Genomic DNA, 17,113 nt, shown 5'->3' on the forward strand with positions numbered 1-17,113 from the left:
ACCGTGCTTCTGAACGTTGTTTCTGCTCATCGGCACTGCGTGGCGCACATATTACTTTCCCGGACTTATAAGTCAAACAATTTCTCCCGACTTTTTTCCAATACGCGTTTGTTTGAACAAATGACGCTCAATCCGCATGATTTAGCGGCAAAAAGGTTGATTTATCAACAGCAAAACAGGCGCTACGCAAATAAACAACGAGGAAATAAAAGACGGGATTAACAGAGAAAATGCGTGCGAAGAGTCAAAACAGTAGCGCCTCGCCAGAGGGCGAGGCGCTGAATCCGTTTACAGCGGTTAGCTTAGAAGCTTGTCTGCTGCGTTTTCTCGGCCTGAATGCGCTGATAAATTTCTTCGCGGTGAACAGACACTTCTTTTGGCGCATTGACGCCTATACGGACTTGGTTACCTTTAACACCCAGCACCGTTACAGTCACCTCATCGCCAATCATGAGGGTTTCACCAACTCGACGAGTTAGAATAAGCATTCTTTGCTCCTTGAAAGATTAAAAGAGTCGGGCCTGTAGGGCTCCCGGCCATATCCATCATATAACGCTGAACAATGCCTATGACAAATACACCATTGTGTTTCGCCATGCCAATACATTCTGCTGATAGTTAGTTTAGCCGAAATACACTACATCAACCGGACTTTGTCGTTACCTGGTGTGCATTGCGTTAAAAAGCGCCAGTACCGGAGGTGCTGACGCCTGATCGCTACTTAGTTTTAATTCTTTACAACCGATGACTTACCCATGCTGATACGCCTGCCAGCGCCTGCGCGAGCGCGTGCGCATCGGTGCCGCCAGCCTGGGCCATATCAGGACGACCACCGCCCTTCCCGCCTACTTGAGCCGCTAATTCACCCACCAGTTCGCCCGCCTTAACGCGGTCGGTGAGATCCTTCGTTACGCCTGCAATCAACGACACTTTGCCATCCACGACGGTGGCCAGAACAATGATTGCCGATCCCAACTGATTTTTAAGATCGTCAACCATGGTACGCAGCATCTTCGGCTCAACGTTACGCAATTCGCTGACCAGTAACTTCGCGCCTTTGATGTCTACAGCACTGTTGCTCAGTGAAGCGCTCTCCTGTGCCGCCTGCTGATCGCGTAACTGCTGCACCTCTTTCTCAAGCGAGCGCACCGTATCGACCAGTCCGCGCACCTTTTCGTTGAGGTTACTGCTGTTGGCTTTAACCACCTGGGCAATCTCATGCAGCTGGTCGCTCTGGGCGTGCAATTGCGCCAGCGCGGCTTCACCGGTTAATGCTTCAATACGACGAATACCGGCCGCAGTGCCGGATTCTGATTGAATACGGAACAGGCCAATATCGCCGGTACGCGCGGCATGGGTACCGCCACAAAGTTCAACGGAAAACTCGCCCATGCTCACCACGCGCACGCGCTGGTCATATTTTTCACCGAACAGCGCCGTTGCGCCGCGCGCTTTGGCTTCTTCCAAATCCATCTCGTCGGTTTGGATGAGCAAATTGCGGCGAATCTGCGCATTGACGATATCTTCCACCGCACGAAGCTGCTGAGGCTTCACGGCTTCCGTATGTGAAAAGTCGAAGCGCAGATATTTATCGTTGTTCAATGAGCCTTTCTGTCCAACGTGATCGCCCAGCACCTCACGCAACGCCGAGTGCATCAGGTGCGTGGCGGAGTGGTTGAGAATAATGCGCGCGCGGCGTTCTTCATCAACCTGCGCGTGCAAGCGATCGCCCACACGCAATTCACCCTGCGCTAGCTTACCGATATGGCCAAAGGCTTTGCCATACTTTTGCGTATCCTGAACGTTAAATTCAGCATTCTTCCCTTTCAGCGTACCGGTATCGCCCACTTGACCACCGGATTCGCCGTAGAACGGCGTTTCGTCAAGAATCACAACCGCTTCCTGACCGGCGCTGATGTGTTCGACTTGCTGTCCTTCAACAAACAGCGCCTGAACGGTACCGTCCAGCTGCAGGTGGTCATAGCCTTTAAAACGCGTCACCGCGTCAATGCGGATAACGTTGTTGTAATCAGTGCCGAAGCCGCTGGCCTCGCGGGCGCGCTGACGCTGCTGCTCCATCGCCACTTCGAAGCCTGCTTCATCGATTTTCAGATTACGTTCACGGCAGACATCCGCTGTGAGATCGGCTGGGAAGCCAAACGTGTCATACAGGCGGAAGACAGTTTCGCCGTCCAGCGTATCGCCGCTGAGTTTGGCCAACTCGTCATCAAGCAGCGCCAAGCCGCGCTCCAGCGTTTTAGCAAACTGCTCTTCTTCGTTTTTCAGCGCGTTCTCCACGTGCTGCTGCTGACGCTTGAGGTCTTCCCCTGCCGCGCCCATAACGTCAATCAGTGGCGCCACCAGCTTATAGAAGAACGCCTCTTTCGCGCCCAGCATGTTTCCATGACGTACCGCACGACGAATAATACGGCGCAGAACGTAGCCGCGATTTTCGTTAGACGGGATCACGCCATCCGCAATCAGGAAGGCACACGAGCGAATATGATCGGCAATAACGCGCAGAGATTTGTTGTTGAGGTCAGTTGCGCCCGTAACGTCAGCCACCGCTTTGATCAGCTTGGCAAACAGATCGATTTCATAATTGGAATTAACGTGCTGTAACACCGCCGCAATGCGCTCAAGGCCCATGCCGGTGTCCACCGACGGCTTCGGCAGCGGCTGCATGGTGCCATCCGCCTGGCGATTGAACTGCATGAACACGATGTTCCAGATCTCGATATAGCGATCGCCATCCTCTTCTGGGCTGCCCGGCGGGCCTCCCCAGATATGATCGCCATGATCGTAGAAAATTTCAGTGCACGGGCCGCAGGGACCCGTGTCGCCCATTTGCCAGAAGTTATCGGAGGCGTAAGCGCTGCCTTTGTTGTCACCGATACGAATGATGCGCTCGCGCGGTACGCCAATTTCGTCGGCCCAGATGTCGAACGCTTCGTCATCGGTTTCGTATACGGTTACCCAAAGGCGCTCTTTGGGCAGTTTAAACCACTGCTCACCGGTCAGGAGCTCCCAGGCGTAAGCAATCGCTTCTTTTTTGAAGTAGTCGCCAAAGCTAAAATTGCCCAGCATTTCAAAGAAGGTGTGGTGACGCGCCGTGTAACCCACGTTTTCGAGATCGTTATGTTTACCGCCCGCGCGTACGCAACGCTGTGAAGTGGTAGCACGGGAGTAATCACGCTTATCCTGGCCAAGGAAAACGTCTTTAAACTGCACCATGCCGGCATTGGTGAACAGTAAGGTCGGGTCGTTATTCGGTACGAGGGAGCTGCTGGCTACAACCTGATGTCCCTTGCTATGAAAAAAGTCGAGAAACGCTTGACGGATCTCAGCAGTGCTCTTGCTCATAAAATTCCTGGAATCACGCTAACGAACGTTCCCTTTCGCAGGCCAACCGTATCCTCACGGCCCACCGCTGAGTAAGGAACAAAAAGTGGGAATAAGATAAATTTTCTTCCGTGCGAAGTAAAATCCCATCGCCTTTCAGTCATCAATATTTCTGAAAATGGCTTGGATATCCTCCATCATGAAGCCTTTCGACAGCAAAAATCGTTGTATTTTACTTTTCTCGGCCCACGTTTGCGGCAAGGGCTCGCCAAACTTTCGCTTCGCCAGTTCCGCTGCGCGCTGGCTCCAGTCCACATCGGTCTCGCTTATTGCTTGATGAATCGCGTCACGGTCGATGCCTTTCTGCTTTAGCTCCATCCGCACACGCTGCGGACCGTATCCTTTGCGCGCACGACTTTGAATAAAGCGTTCGGTAAAACGCTCATCGTTGAGCCAGCCGTTTTCCTGACACCAGTCGAGCACTTTTTCCAGTAATACGTCGGGTATCGGCTCGTTATCCTGTTGCTTTAGCCACGCTGCGCGTTGCGAAGATAACTGAAGCTTGCGCTTTAGCTCATCGCGACTGTGATCGCGCTGGGCCAATATACGCATCGCGCGGTCAAGCAAACGGGAAAAAGTGGGTGGCGAAGCCGGAGAAGATGATGTCATGGGACTTACCTTGTTCTGACGAATACGCAGGGTAAAGCAAGAGAAGGCGGAGGAAAAGCGGGTGTGGGGAATGCGAAAACGGGAGCATCGCTGCTCCCGTGGATAATTAGAACTCTTCGTTGGACTCGCTGGCTTCTTCAACTTTCTCAGCAGAAGGATCGTTGTCGCCGTTGGCGGTCGCACCGGTCAGCAGCATGTCACGCAGCTTAGTATCAAGCTCGTTGGCAATGGCCGGATTTTCTTTAAGGAAGTTGGTCGAGTTTGCTTTACCTTGACCAATCTTATCGCCGTTGTAGCTGTACCACGCACCGGCCTTCTCAACCAGTTTGTATTTCACGCCCAGATCAATCAGCTCACCAAAGGTATTGATACCTTCACCATACATAATCTGGAATTCAGCCTGCTTGAACGGCGCTGCAATTTTGTTCTTAACCACTTTAACACGCGTTTCGCTACCGACGACTTCGTCGCCCTCTTTGATGGCACCGATACGGCGAATGTCGAGACGAACGGAAGCATAAAACTTCAGTGCGTTACCCCCCGTCGTGGTCTCAGGGTTACCAAACATCACACCAATTTTCATACGGATCTGGTTGATGAAAATCAGCAGCGTGTTGGATTGCTTGAGATTACCGGCCAGCTTACGCATGGCCTGGCTCATCATACGTGCCGCCAGCCCCATGTGTGAATCGCCAATTTCACCTTCGATTTCGGCTTTTGGCGTCAGGGCGGCAACGGAGTCGACGATGATCACATCAACAGCACCAGAACGCGCTAAGGCATCACAAATCTCAAGCGCTTGCTCACCCGTGTCCGGCTGAGAGCAAAGAAGATTATCGATATCTACGCCCAGCTTTTTCGCATAAACCGGATCCAACGCATGCTCGGCATCGATAAAGGCACAGGTTTTGCCTTTGCGCTGCGCAGCCGCAATAACCTGCAGCGTCAACGTCGTTTTACCGGAAGATTCAGGGCCGTAAATCTCAACGATACGGCCCATCGGCAGGCCACCGGCACCCAGCGCGATATCCAGCGACAGGGAACCTGTTGAGATAGTTTCTACATCCATCGAACGGTCTTCACCCAAACGCATGATGGAGCCTTTGCCAAATTGCTTCTCAATTTGGCCCAGTGCGGCAGCTAAAGCTTTCTGTTTGTTCTCGTCAATCGCCATTTCTACTCCTAATCATGCTGGGTAAACCGACATCGAAATATGCCAGCTCGTTCTGTTGCGGATAATTATACTGTATGACCATACAGTATCAAGTTTAATTTATCAGAAATTCATCAAGCAGCGTTTGGAGTGCAAACGCCACGGACTGACGACGTACCGCCTCGCGATCGCCCGTAAAAACGCGCCGCTGGGTTAGCATTTCTCCGTCAGGACCTGCAATGGCAAACCAGACTGTGCCCACCGGCTTCTCTGCGGTTCCGCCCTCTGGCCCCGCAATGCCGCTTACCGCAATACCGTACTCTGCCGCCGCCGTTCGACAGGCGCCGGCGGCCATTTCGCGCACGGTTTCTTCACTTACCGCACCATGGCGCGCCAGCGTGTCCGCCTGCACGCCCACCATTTGCTGTTTGGCCTGGTTGCTGTAGGTCACGAAGCCTTGTGCAAACCAGGCGGAACTGCCGTTGATGTCCGTAAAAACTTTGGCTATCCAGCCGCCGGTGCAAGATTCAGCTGCCGTTACGGTAGCCCGACGCTGTACTAACTGTTCGCCAACGCGGCGGCTCAACTGCTGGAGCTTCATGTCGTCCATGGCTTTCTCCAAGTGGTGGCATTTAAGGTAAGCAATAGATAGTGGGGACACGCAGGCTTTTCAAGCGCAACGACCGCTTTTGCGACCACCGTGCCACATTATTTGGGCTGTTTTACCGCAATCATAAACAGACGCGGGAAGGCCAATAATGCTTGTCCATTCGCACGCGGCGGGTATGCGGGCAACAAAGCCTGATGATAGTCGTGCAAAAACGCCGTCTGCTCAGTGTCATTCAGCGCAGCAAGATAAGGGCGTAATCCCGTTGCCTTCAGCCAGGTGATGATCGCCTGTGCATCCGCCATGGGATGGTAATAAGTGGTACGCCAGATATCCACATCGCACCCCGCCTGGCTAAGAAGATCAACGTACTGCTCCGCCGTTAGCAAGTGCTTGCGCTCCGCACTCTGCGGCGCGATTCGGTCGCGCCAACGCTCGCTGGCCGCCACCTCGCGCATCAGCCGATGCGAGGCTTCCTGCAAGTTGTCAGGCATCTGCACCGCCAGCACGCCATCGCGATCGAGCTGCTCAACCAGATGGGGCAGCAGCGTCTCGTGATCCGGTATCCACTGCAGAGACGCATTGGCATAAATAACCTTTTGCGGCTGTTGTGCCTGCCACTCCCGGATATCTGCCAGCTGGAATGTACAGTCAGGTAATCGCGCGCGCGCCTGGGCAAGCATGTTCGCTGAGCTATCGATGCCGATGACATGCGCAGCAGGCCATTTTTCCGTGAGCAACTCGGTACTGTTACCCGGTCCGCAGCCTAAATCAGTCACGCGAAGTGCGTGAGGGAGGGGAATGCGATCCAGCAGCTCTCGGGCAGGGCGCGTACGTTCCGCTTCAAATTGACGATAAAGAGTGGGGTTCCAGTCTTGCATGCGCATGCTCCTGTGTGAGGGAAGCATCTTACATTACGCCGATTTCTGAACTGTGCCGAAAAGAAAAGCGCGAGAAGACACTTTTTGCGACAGGACGCTTTACTGAAAGAAAGGGCATAGGACGGCGCAACGCCGTCCAGATATTAGCTCTTTTTAACGAACGCGGATTTGAGTTTCATCGGGCCAAAGCCGTCAATTTTACAGTCAATATCGTGGTCGCCCTCGACTAATCGAATACCTTTTACTTTGGTGCCGATTTTCAAGGTGGAGGAGCTGCCTTTGACTTTCAGATCTTTGACCACGGTCACATCATCCCCGTCTGCCAACAGATTGCCGTTAGCATCACGCACCACCAGCCCCTCCTCCACAGTATCTGAAGCCGCAGACCAAATATGGCCGCATGAGGGACAGTTAAGGTTTTCACCGTCTTGCCAGGTGTAATCCGCCTGGCAAACCGGACAGGCTGGTAATGGGGTCATAAATCATCCTTAGAAATCGTGTAAAGCCGTAACGGCACCGCAAAAGGGCGCCATCTTATACCCTCACACTTTATAAGGACAGCGCTAAAGCAGATTGCCCTGCCGCGCTTTCGCGACGGCTTCACCCAGCTGCCATACAGCCATGGCATAGTGCGTACTGTGGTTGTAACGGGTGATGACATAGAAGTTAGGTAAGCCATACCAGTATTGATAGCTGGTGCCTAAATCGAGACGCAGCAAGCTGGCCTGATCGTTACCGTCTAACGGACCTTGCGGCGTTAACCCGTTTGCCATCAAGGTTGCCACCGGATAGCGCGTTTTGAAGCCGTTTTCCAGCGCAGGTGCCTGTCCACTTGCAGGCACGGCTACCGTTTCTCCGGCGCGCCAGCCGTGCGCTTTGAAGTAGTGAGCTACGCTGCCAATTGCATCAACGGGATCCCACAAATTGATGTGTCCATCGCCGTTGAAGTCCACCGCAAATTCTTTGTACGACGAAGGCATAAACTGACCGTATCCCATTGCACCGGCAAACGACCCGCGCAGATCGAGCGGATCATCCTGCTCGGTACGCGCCATAAGCAGGAAGGTTTCCAGTTCGCTGCTGAAGTAATCTGCACGACGTGGATAGCTGAAAGAGAGCGTCGCCAGCGCGTCCAGGAGCCGCGTTTTTCCCATCACTCGGCCCCAGCGCGTTTCAACGCCAATGATGCCGACGATGATTTCTGGCGGCACGCCATAAACCTGCTGCGCACGCTGCAGCGCATCCTGGTATTGATTCCAGAACGCTACGCCATTTTGCACATTATCCGGGGTAATAAATTTGTTTCGATAGCGGATCCAGGCACCGTTTGGCCCCGCGGGCGGGGTATAGCTTGGGGCCTGCTGATCCATCAAACGCAACACGTAATCAAGACGCTTCGCCTGGCCAATCACTGCATGTAACTGGTCGCGGTTGAAACCATGCTTAGCAACCATTTGATCGATAAAACGCTCAGCGGCAGGATTACCGGCAAAATCGCCAAACATCGGCTGGATTGCGTGAGAAGGCTCAAGCAAGAATCCCCCCTTTGGTGCAGGCACAACCGCGGCGGTTTGCGGATGGGAAGCGGGCTTACTGCTGCAGGCGGCAAGCAGAACAATGAGCGGAAGCAGTGCTGTCTTAAAGCGCATTCGTTATCCCTGGAAACGCGGAAGAAAAAGAGAGTGAATGATGATAGTCACTCACTCACGGGATAAACAGAGTAAAACGCAAAAATCCCCCCTATCGCCGTGCAGCCTGCCGGAATAACGGTTCCCCTTTCCCATGCGCCGCACGGGGAATCAAACGCATATTGATTGGGAGTTTGAGACCGTTCTTAAAGGGACGAGTAGCGCATGAAAGGATAATAGACTCAACGAGTTAAATAGCATGTCTATGCTAATCAATTAAACAGACCACTAAGGATATTTCAGCATGAAAATCTCTTTCCTTAAGCAAGGCGCCAAGCGAAAAGCTGAAGATCACAAGATAAATTTTAACATTAAAAAAATGCCGCTGATTTAAGTTGTCTGAATAAAGTGTCGACATAGTTCGAATGAGCCCTACCGCCTTATTGATTAATCATTTGATTAACGAGCAACCACCAGGGAGGATAACCGGTGCCAAGCACGGAAAAATGCGCGACATTAATGGCGTTAAAAAAGATTGACTACGAGCAGATATTCACCCTTGATTGTCAATTAAATACGCTATTCTTTCCAACGCTTTCATTACGTATTGCTCTCAATGAGACCCAAAAGCGGTTATTACTGTGCCTGCTTAATGGCATCAATATTAAACGTGAAATTATCGCGCTGGTTTGGCAGGAGAATCATCAGCGAATTAACGATAATAATTACCATCAGCTGGTGTTTCAAATGCGGGCGCTCTTTCAACGTAATGGATTGCCTGGCGAGCTGATTATCACTATTCCCAATTACGGTCTTAAACTCAATGAGCAACTGCTTCACTCTCTGGTTGAATGTTCGGCAGAAAACGAGGCGTATGACGACGAAAAGGCATCCTCGACAAAACAGGGCGCATTACTCCCTCGCTTGTTAGCCTTTGCCCGCTCGATCTTTTAGCGTTACATCCTTCACCGGTTAACGTAACGATCATGTTCAAGCAGCGGATTGAGAAACATAAAATAGGCTTAACGTACTGCGCAGCGGCAGGCGCTGTGGGCGCATTGCTGCTCTTTTGGACCGTGGCCGTGGTCTCTCAAGAACGGTTATCCGCCCACGAGCAGGCATTGCTGCCTGCCCCTCTTGCCGCCCGCAAATCGGTCGACAAGGTGCTGATCCCTTTATTCCAGGAAAACGGTCGTCGTTCGCCTTTTAATTTAGCCGACATGTCGCCTGACGATATTCGATTAAAAGCCGCGCCAGTAACGCGTCTACCCGTAACGGCGACCGGCATTGTATACAGTTCAAAAGCCGATCGTTCTTTAGCGATCCTGTTATCAGGCGGCACACAGCACACGCTCAAAACCGGCGAAAAACTCCCCGGCACTGAAGCGCTTATCGCCCATATTTATCCTGAGCACATCATTATTCAGCACAAGGATAACTATGAATCGCTTCATTTAACATTTTGATAGCAGGTCAATAAGAACAATGCTTTTTTATCAGAAAATATGCGATTATATCGCTTACCCACTCGCCGGGGCGTTATGTATTTTTTTCCTGTTATTTAGCGCCTCGCTGCGTGCTGAAGACTTTGAAGCCAATTTTAAAAACACCGACATCGGCGAGTTTATTAATACCGTAAGCCGTAACCTGAATAAAACGATTATTCTCGACCCCACGGTTAAAGGTAACGTCAGCGTGCGCAGTGATAAACACCTCTCTGCCGACCAATATTATCAATTCTTTTTGAGCGTGCTGGAGGTCTATGGGTTCGCGGTGATTCCCATGGACAACAATTTGTTGAAGGTTATTCCCGCGAAAAATGCGAAAAGCAGTCCGCTTCCTTTGGTCAGCGCATCAGGTGCGCGGGCAGGTGACGAGCTTGTCTCGCGGGTGGTGCCACTGCGGCATGTCACTGCCAAAGATCTTGCGCCGCTGCTGCGCCAACTCAACGATGTCGCGGCCGGCAGCGTTGTTCATTACGATCCCACCAACGTGATTTTAATGACGGGCCGCGCGGCGGTCATCGATCACCTCGCGGCCATCATTGAAAGCGTGGACCAGGCACCCGATGATGCGGTGGAGCGTCTCGTGCTGGAAAATGCGTCGGCATCACAGGTGGCCGAGCTGCTCAATAATCTGGCAGACGATCGTCCAGGCGCACGGGCTCCCGCCAAAGCCGTGGCGGACAGTCGCACCAATACGCTGCTGATTAGCGGACAACGTGCCTCCCGTGATGCCCTCAGCCGTGCTGCGCGGGCGTTAGACGGTAAAAACGGTCAGCGCAGCAGCGCCAGGGTCATTTACCTCCAGCACGCCAAAGCAGAAAATTTGCTTGAAGTGCTTACCGGCATCAATACCCAGCCAGGTAATCAGACTGCGGCCCCACTGACTCAGACCGCCATCACCATGCTAAAAGAGGTGGTGGTGAAGGCGGACAAGCATACTAACGCCCTGGTCATTACTGCACCGCCCGATGTGCTGCGCGAAATGGAAAGCATTATCCACCAGTTGGATATCGATCGCGCTCAGGTTCTGGTTGAAGCGATTATTGTCGAGATTCAGGATGCTGAGGCTCAGGCACTCGGTGTTCAATGGTTTAATACCCAAAGCGGTGGAACCTTCTTTCCAGGCACAGGTTCATCCGTGATTGGCTTAACCACGGGCACGCTGGGCCAAGCGCTGGCGAAAACACATGGCCTGGCGGCAGGCTTCTATCGGGGCAACTGGGCAGGTTTATTCACCGCGTTACAAACCCACAGCCGCAACAATATTCTCGCTACCCCAAGCATTGTCACGCTGGATAACGTCGAAGCGGAATTCAACGTGGGGCAAGACGTCCCCGTGCTCACCGGTTCACAAAGCGCCAGCGGTAACAGCATCCTGCAAAGTGTCTCCCGCCGTACCGTTGGCATTAAGCTCAAGGTTAAACCGCAGATTAACACCGGCGACGCCGTATTAATGGAGATTGAGCAGGAAGTTTCCAGCGTTTTGGAAGAGAGCAACAATAATACGCTGGGCCCCACGTTCAATACCCGCACGGTGCGCAATTCTGTCAGAGTTGGCAGCGGAGAGACCGTGGTGGTCGGCGGTTTACTGGATAACAGCGGCTCGTCAGGCAGGAACAGCGTACCGCTGTTGGGTAAAATTCCGCTGATTGGCGCGCTATTTCGTGCCAGCACGGAGAAAGACAGCAAACGGAATTTGATGCTGTTTATCCGCCCCACCATTATCCGCTCTGCGCGCGACTTTAGCGCCACTACGCGGCTGCAGCACAGCAAGCTTTCGGCAGACGTCGCTCAAACAGTGCCACTGCGTCGCGCACAGGATGGGGAGATGCGTACAGCGGTTGAAGGCATGTCGGACGTGCTTTTCTCCCGCCAAAGCACGCACCGCGCTGTGCAGGAGACCACGCGCCTGATCGACGACTTTTATCAGGACCGCGCGCGATGAACGATCGTCGGTTTCCCTGGCCGTGGGTGGAACAACACGGTGTGGTATTGCTTAGCGACGCCAGCGGCATGCGCCTCTGTTATCGCGCAGATGCCGCGCTATTTGCCCTTGCGGAGGCGCGCCGCGTGGCGCCAGATGCCACGCTCATTCCGCTCTCACCGGCAGCGTTCCAGCGCGAGGCCGCTGCGCACTATCAACAACATGGCGCCTCGCAGCAAATGGTGGAAGCATGGGAACACGCGCTCGATCTCTCAGCGCTGGTCGATGCGCTACCCGATGACAATGATTTACTGGACAGCGACGACGGTGCGCCAGTGATCAAAGTTATCAATGCCATTCTCAGCGAGGCAGTGCGCGAAGGGGCCTCGGATGTTCATTTAGAACCCTTTGAAAAACACCTTAGCGTCCGCTTTCGTATTGACGGCATGCTGCGGCAGATTTTATCACCGCCGCCACAGCTAAGCCGGTTTCTGATCTCACGCATTAAAATCATGGCACAGCTCGATATCGCCGAGCGTCGCTTGCCGCAGGATGGACGTATCACGCTGCGCGTTGGGGGCCGAAGCGTAGACGTGAGGGTCTCTACCCTTCCCGCTCGTCACGGCGAACGCGTCGTGCTACGTATTCTGGATAAAAACGGCATGCCTCTTCATCTGGAGAAGACCGGCATGCACGCATCTCTTCAGCAGCTATTGCGCCAGCAGCTCGCTCTGCCGCACGGCATTATTCTGGTCACAGGGCCAACGGGCTCAGGCAAAAGCACCACGTTATACGCTGCGCTGCGGGAGATCGGCTCGCCCGGTAAAAATATCCTCACCATTGAAGATCCCGTGGAGTATGAGTTAGAGGGGGTGGGTCAGACCCAAGTAAATGCCAAAGTCGAGATGACATTTGCCCGCGGGTTACGCGCGATTTTACGTCAGGATCCCGATGTCGTGATGATCGGTGAAATACGCGATACCGAAACGGCGCGCATCGCCGTTCAGGCCGCACTGACAGGACACCTGGTGCTCTCCACGCTGCATACGAACAGTGCACTTGGCGCAATTGAGCGTCTGCGCGATATGGGCACCGAGCCCTATTTGCTGGCGAACGCGCTGCGTGCGGTGCTCGCACAGCGGCTGGTGCGTAAACTCTGCCTTTCCTGTCGCCAGCCCGTACAACAACCTCGACATTTACTGCCCTTCGCCCTCTCGGAGACGCTGCCGGAAACGATCCCGCTCTACCGTGCCAACGGGTGCGAAGCCTGTCATCACACCGGTTATCGCGGACGTGCAGGTATTCATGAGCTGGTGGTGATTGATGAGGCGCTGCGCGTCGGCATCAGCGCTGGAGAAAGTGAGCACACACTGCAGCAGCGCGCACGAGATCGCGTGCCGCTGCTGCAAAACGGGTGGCAAGCCGTATTAGCAGGCACCACCAGCCTGGAAGAGCTACTGCGCGTTACGCGGGAGGGTGCGTAATGCGGTTTCGTTACCGGGCGCTGGATGCGCAGGGGCAGCGGCGCGTTGGCACGCTGGAGAGCGAATCTGCGCGCCATGTGCGGCAATGGCTACGTGAACAGCAGCTGCAACCACTCAGCATCACTGAGTCAAAAACACTTGTCCGCCAGCGCCCCGCGTTTAACCCGCGCGAGCGCGCCGCGTTTATGCAGCAGTTGGCCACCCTGATACGCGCTCGCTTACCGCTGGATCAAACCCTTCAGGCGCTGGCCCAGCAACACCATAAACCCGCACAGCGCGCCATGCTGCTGGATATGCATCGCCGCGTTTGCGAAGGCTGCTCGCTGGCCGAGGCCATGACCGAGCACCGTCAAACCTTTCCTGCGCTTTACGCCACGATGATCGCAGCCGGCGAATCCACGGGTCAGATGGGTCATGTCCTCAGCCAATTAGCGGAGTACAGCGAAAAAACCCAGGAGATGCGGAGCCGTATTCTTCAGGCGCTGATTTATCCGGCGCTGTTGCTGGTGGTGGCCTGCGGCGTGGTGGTGATATTGCTCACAGCGGTCGTGCCCGATGTGGTTGCGCAGTTTACCCACATGCAGCATGCGCTGCCGTGGACAACGCGCGTGCTCATGCTGTTGAGTGACACGCTGCGAGCCAGCACGCCGCTATTGGCTGCGATCTTCATGGTGACCGCTGTCGCGCTGCTGCTGGCACAGCGACACGCCGCATGGCGGCACCGCTGGCATCGCTGGCAATTGCGTATCCCCATCTGGGGTCGCCTGCTGCTGGCGACCAGCATGGCGCGCTATGTTCGCACGCTTAGCATCATGACCCAGAGCGCGGTGCCATTGCTGGAAGGAATGCGCCTCAGCGCCACCGTGACACAGAATCACCACATGCAAATGCAGCTTTATCACGCCGCGGAACGCGTGCGCGAAGGCACGTCGCTCACGCAGGCGCTTGAACACACCGGACTGCTCCCCACCATGATGCATCACATGCTGGCAAGCGGCGAAAGCAGCGGCGAATTGGACATCATGCTTAGACGCGCCGCTGATATCCAGGAGCAGACAATGTACAGCCAGATGCGCGTGGCCATCGGCCTTTTTGAGCCGCTGATGACGGTGTCCATGGCGTGCGTAGTGCTGTTCATTATCCTCGCCATTTTGCAACCGATATTGCAACTCAACTCATTGTTATAAAGGAGAAGAATATGGAATTGTGTCAACCAGCATTGCATCGTCAGCGCGGATTTACCCTGCTGGAAATTATGGTTGTCGTGGTGATCTTGGGCGTATTGGCCAGCATGGTTATTCCCAATTTAATGGGGAATAAAGATCGAGCAGATCGGCAAAAAGCCGTCAGCGATTTGGTCACGCTGGAAAATGCGCTGGAGATGTACAAACTCGATAATGGTCGCTATCCCACGCTGGAGCAGGGACTCAATGCGCTGACCACCAAATCTGACCTTGCCCCGGTGCCCCGCAACTATCGCGAGGGGGGTTATTTGCGCCGCTTGCCGCGCGACCCGTGGGACAACGACTACCAGCTGAGCTTCAGCGCCGGACATGGCGCGATCTCGGTGCTTTCGCTGGGTCCGGATGGCCTGCTTGATACGGATGATGACGTCGTAAGCTGGCAGCTCGACAGCCGTGATGATGCCCGCTAAACCGCACGGTTTTACGCTAATGGAAATGATGGTGACGGTGCTCATACTCGGCACAATCGCCCGGCTGGCCGTGATGGCGCTGCCCCCCCGCTCGCCTGGCGATCCTTTTGCTGCCGTGGTGCACAGCGCGCGCTGGGCCAGCCGTCTTGCGCAAACGGAGGGTGTCCCCTATCGCCTGCATATTTTTGCTCAGCGCTGGTATCTCACCCGCCTGGTCGCTGGCAATCAGGGCGAACCCGGTTCGCTGCCGAATACCGTCTGGCAGAAAGTGTCGTTTCGCGGCGCGGAAGGACGTCTAACGCACGGCGCTTTTTTTGATGCGTCGCCCACCGCCTTGCAACGCACACCGGCACTTATCACTTTCTCACCGGAAGGTGAAACCGATGACGTCACGTTAGCCTTCCAGCCCCCCCATGGCGATCCTTTATCGCTGCCGATTACCGCTGCCCTCATTACCCATCAGGGAACGCCATGAAACAGTCAGGCATGACGCTACTGGAAGTCATGGTCGCCATGGCCATGCTGGCTATTGCCGGCGTGGCTATGCTCAGCAGTAGCCAGCAACAGCTTCGCTTTCAAGGTGAACTCACGCGGAAGCAGCTGGCGATCTGGGTCGCTGAGAATCAGCTGGCGCTGACACGCTTAGCATCGCCGCGCGCAGCGCAGAATCAGCAGGGTGAAGCGTGGATGGCAGACCAGCGTTGGTACTGGCGGCAGCAGGTGCGTCCTACCGATCGGGCTGGCGTGTACGGCATTGAAGTTTCGGTTGCCGAGGATGCACGCTTCAATACCGTACTGGCGCAGCTTCATGGCTGGCAGCAAGTGCCATGAAGCTGGCGAAACAGCGCGGCTTTACGCTGCTGGAAATGATGTTGGCCTTAACACTTTTTTCACTGGTGGCGCTTGCGGGTTATCAACTGCTGCAAACGCACCTGCGCAGTCAGGCTCAGCTGGTGGAGGATGTGGCGCGCATGAGCTTCCTAACCCGGCTTTTTTCGCTGCTGGAGCGCGATCTGCAACACGCCCTCATTCCAGCCAATGGCGGGATCGCCTTGGCAGAGCCGTCGTTTGTCGCAGGCATAGGCAATGATTTACTGGCGCTGGTACGCCGTAGTAGCGTGAATTCAAACGCCGCGCTTCAACGCGTTCGCTGGCGATTATCCAACACCACACTGAGCCGTTACAGCGGCGATCCCTTGCAACCGACTGCCCACTTCAACGACGTGACTGCCGTGAACCTGCGCTTCTATTCAGCGGGGCGCTGGCAGGCGCGCTGGCAGGCGGGCTTCGCACTCCCTGAGGCCATTGAGGTCACCGTCACGCTGCGCAACTCAGGAGCGCTACAGCGTATTGTCTTGCTCGGCGCGGGGGGCAAATGAACACACACCGGGGCATGGCACTGATTACCGTGATGGGGATTCTGACGCTGATGGCGACAGTGACGCTGAACATGCTGCGTGACAGCACGGCGGCGCGCCAGCTTGCACAGGGACAACGCTTTAAACACCAGGCAAAGTGGACGCTGGACGGCGCGGAACACATTATTCTCAACAGCACCACGTCCCCTCGTCCAGGCAATGAACAGTCTCTACGGCTGGAAGAGCACGAGGTGCGCTATCGCTGGCATGACAGGAATACCTGCTTTAATCTCAACGCACTGGTCGTGCCCGCCGCAGACAGCAGTGCATCTGCGCCCGGTCTGACAGCAGCCCAGCGCGTGTTTGCCGCGCTGCTGCAAAACTATGGTATGAACAGCGCGCAAAGCGCACTGCTGACGCAGGCCATCAGCGCGCGCCTGTTTGCACAATCCGCCACTCGCCCCTTGCCGGTGCTGGACACCCCCTCGCAACTGCGCCATTTCGGGCTGATTCCCAGCGCGCTTTGGCCGCTGCTGGCGCAGCAGCTGTGCGTGCTGCCAAGTACGACGCTCTCTCTCAATCTTAATGCTCTGACGACAGCCACTGCACCGCTCTTTCGGGCGCTGCTGCTGGGGCTGCTCGACGATGCAGAAGTCGCACGCATTATCGCGCAGCGTCCGGCGCAAGGCTGGCATTCACGGGAGGCATTTTTGCAAGCATTACCGCGCCCACTGCCCGCATTAAGCTCTCATCTACAAAGCGTCACACGTTTCGACAGCCGCGAGTGGGAGTTGGAATTGTGGATGCGATCGGCCAGCGCATTTGCCGTACAGCGCACACGTCTTATTCAGCGCGATCGCGCGTTCGAGATTCGCTACCGACTGTATGGCTTAACCGGAGAGTAGATC

The 17,113-nt window shown here is 54.9% G+C and carries 18 protein-coding genes; 10 read left to right on the forward strand and 8 right to left on the reverse strand.

Annotated elements, in window-relative coordinates:
- Positions 1-302 precede the first annotated feature (302 nt).
- The 8 genes from csrA to mltB all read right to left on the reverse strand — a co-directional run bounded on the left by csrA (position 303) and on the right by mltB (position 8,301).
- The gene (gene csrA, locus LU196_RS06175; RefSeq protein ID WP_067433158.1) at positions 303-488 is read right to left on the reverse strand and encodes a carbon storage regulator CsrA; all 186 of its coding nucleotides are present in this window, start codon (positions 486-488) and stop codon (positions 303-305) included.
- Positions 489-735: 247 nt separating this feature from the next.
- A complete protein-coding gene (gene alaS, locus LU196_RS06180) occupies positions 736-3,363 on the reverse strand; it encodes an alanine--tRNA ligase (protein WP_232758858.1) in 2,628 nt (875 codons plus the stop codon).
- Positions 3,364-3,498: 135 nt separating this feature from the next.
- The gene (locus LU196_RS06185; protein ID WP_232758856.1) at positions 3,499-4,011 is read right to left on the reverse strand and encodes a regulatory protein RecX; all 513 of its coding nucleotides are present in this window, start codon (positions 4,009-4,011) and stop codon (positions 3,499-3,501) included.
- 106 nt (positions 4,012-4,117) lie between these two features.
- Positions 4,118-5,185, reverse strand: coding sequence for a recombinase RecA (recA, locus tag LU196_RS06190; protein ID WP_232758854.1), 1,068 nt, complete (start codon positions 5,183-5,185; stop codon positions 4,118-4,120).
- 94 nt (positions 5,186-5,279) lie between these two features.
- The gene (gene pncC / locus LU196_RS06195; RefSeq protein ID WP_232758852.1) at positions 5,280-5,774 is read right to left on the reverse strand and encodes a nicotinamide-nucleotide amidase; all 495 of its coding nucleotides are present in this window, start codon (positions 5,772-5,774) and stop codon (positions 5,280-5,282) included.
- Positions 5,775-5,872: 98 nt separating this feature from the next.
- Entirely contained in the window at positions 5,873-6,652 is a 780-nt protein-coding gene (gene tam / locus LU196_RS06200) for a trans-aconitate 2-methyltransferase (RefSeq protein WP_232758850.1), read from the reverse strand.
- Positions 6,653-6,795: 143 nt separating this feature from the next.
- Positions 6,796-7,131, reverse strand: a complete 336-nt coding sequence (locus tag LU196_RS06205; protein ID WP_232758848.1) for a zinc ribbon domain-containing protein YjdM — start codon at positions 7,129-7,131, stop codon at positions 6,796-6,798.
- A gap of 84 nt (positions 7,132-7,215) precedes the next feature.
- Positions 7,216-8,301 (reverse strand): lytic murein transglycosylase B, encoded by a 1,086-nt coding sequence (gene mltB / locus LU196_RS06210; RefSeq protein ID WP_232758846.1) that lies wholly within the window; start codon positions 8,299-8,301, stop codon positions 7,216-7,218.
- Positions 8,302-8,769: 468 nt separating this feature from the next.
- Between mltB and LU196_RS06215 the strand changes: the two genes are divergently transcribed.
- The 10 genes from LU196_RS06215 to LU196_RS06260 are packed head-to-tail and all read left to right on the forward strand — an operon-like array spanning position 8,770 to position 17,110.
- Positions 8,770-9,234: a hypothetical protein gene (locus LU196_RS06215; RefSeq protein ID WP_232758845.1), complete on the forward strand. Its 465-nt coding sequence runs from the start codon at positions 8,770-8,772 to the stop codon at positions 9,232-9,234.
- Positions 9,235-9,266: 32 nt separating this feature from the next.
- On the forward strand, positions 9,267-9,746 hold the full coding sequence (locus tag LU196_RS06220) for a type II secretion system protein N (RefSeq protein WP_232758843.1): 480 nt from the start codon (positions 9,267-9,269) through the stop codon (positions 9,744-9,746).
- Between the two features lie 19 nt (positions 9,747-9,765).
- The gene (gspD, locus tag LU196_RS06225; protein WP_232758841.1) at positions 9,766-11,730 is read left to right on the forward strand and encodes a type II secretion system secretin GspD; all 1,965 of its coding nucleotides are present in this window, start codon (positions 9,766-9,768) and stop codon (positions 11,728-11,730) included.
- Positions 11,727-13,193 carry a type II secretion system ATPase GspE gene (gene gspE, locus LU196_RS06230; RefSeq protein WP_232758839.1) on the forward strand — a complete coding sequence of 489 codons (1,467 nt, stop codon included), beginning with the start codon at positions 11,727-11,729 and terminating at the stop codon, positions 13,191-13,193. The genes gspD and gspE overlap by 4 nt, the downstream gene beginning before the upstream one ends.
- Entirely contained in the window at positions 13,193-14,380 is a 1,188-nt protein-coding gene (gspF, locus tag LU196_RS06235) for a type II secretion system inner membrane protein GspF (RefSeq protein ID WP_232758837.1), read from the forward strand. Before gspE ends, gspF begins: the two co-directional genes overlap by 1 nt.
- Before the next feature lie 32 nt (positions 14,381-14,412).
- Positions 14,413-14,847, forward strand: a complete 435-nt coding sequence (gspG, locus tag LU196_RS06240) for a type II secretion system major pseudopilin GspG (RefSeq protein ID WP_304622730.1) — start codon at positions 14,413-14,415, stop codon at positions 14,845-14,847.
- Positions 14,834-15,322, forward strand: a complete 489-nt coding sequence (locus LU196_RS06245; protein ID WP_232758834.1) for a prepilin-type N-terminal cleavage/methylation domain-containing protein — start codon at positions 14,834-14,836, stop codon at positions 15,320-15,322. The genes gspG and LU196_RS06245 overlap by 14 nt, the downstream gene beginning before the upstream one ends.
- Positions 15,319-15,678 (forward strand): type II secretion system minor pseudopilin GspI, encoded by a 360-nt coding sequence (gene gspI / locus LU196_RS06250; RefSeq protein ID WP_232758833.1) that lies wholly within the window; start codon positions 15,319-15,321, stop codon positions 15,676-15,678. Before LU196_RS06245 ends, gspI begins: the two co-directional genes overlap by 4 nt.
- Entirely contained in the window at positions 15,675-16,226 is a 552-nt protein-coding gene (gene gspJ / locus LU196_RS06255; protein WP_232758831.1) for a type II secretion system minor pseudopilin GspJ, read from the forward strand. The genes gspI and gspJ overlap by 4 nt, the downstream gene beginning before the upstream one ends.
- Positions 16,223-17,110, forward strand: coding sequence for a type II secretion system protein GspK (locus tag LU196_RS06260; protein ID WP_232758829.1), 888 nt, complete (start codon positions 16,223-16,225; stop codon positions 17,108-17,110). Before gspJ ends, LU196_RS06260 begins: the two co-directional genes overlap by 4 nt.
- Positions 17,111-17,113 lie beyond the last annotated feature (3 nt).

Source organism: Pantoea sp. Mb-10 (assembly GCF_021272205.1).
GTDB lineage: Bacteria > Pseudomonadota > Gammaproteobacteria > Enterobacterales > Enterobacteriaceae > Pantoea.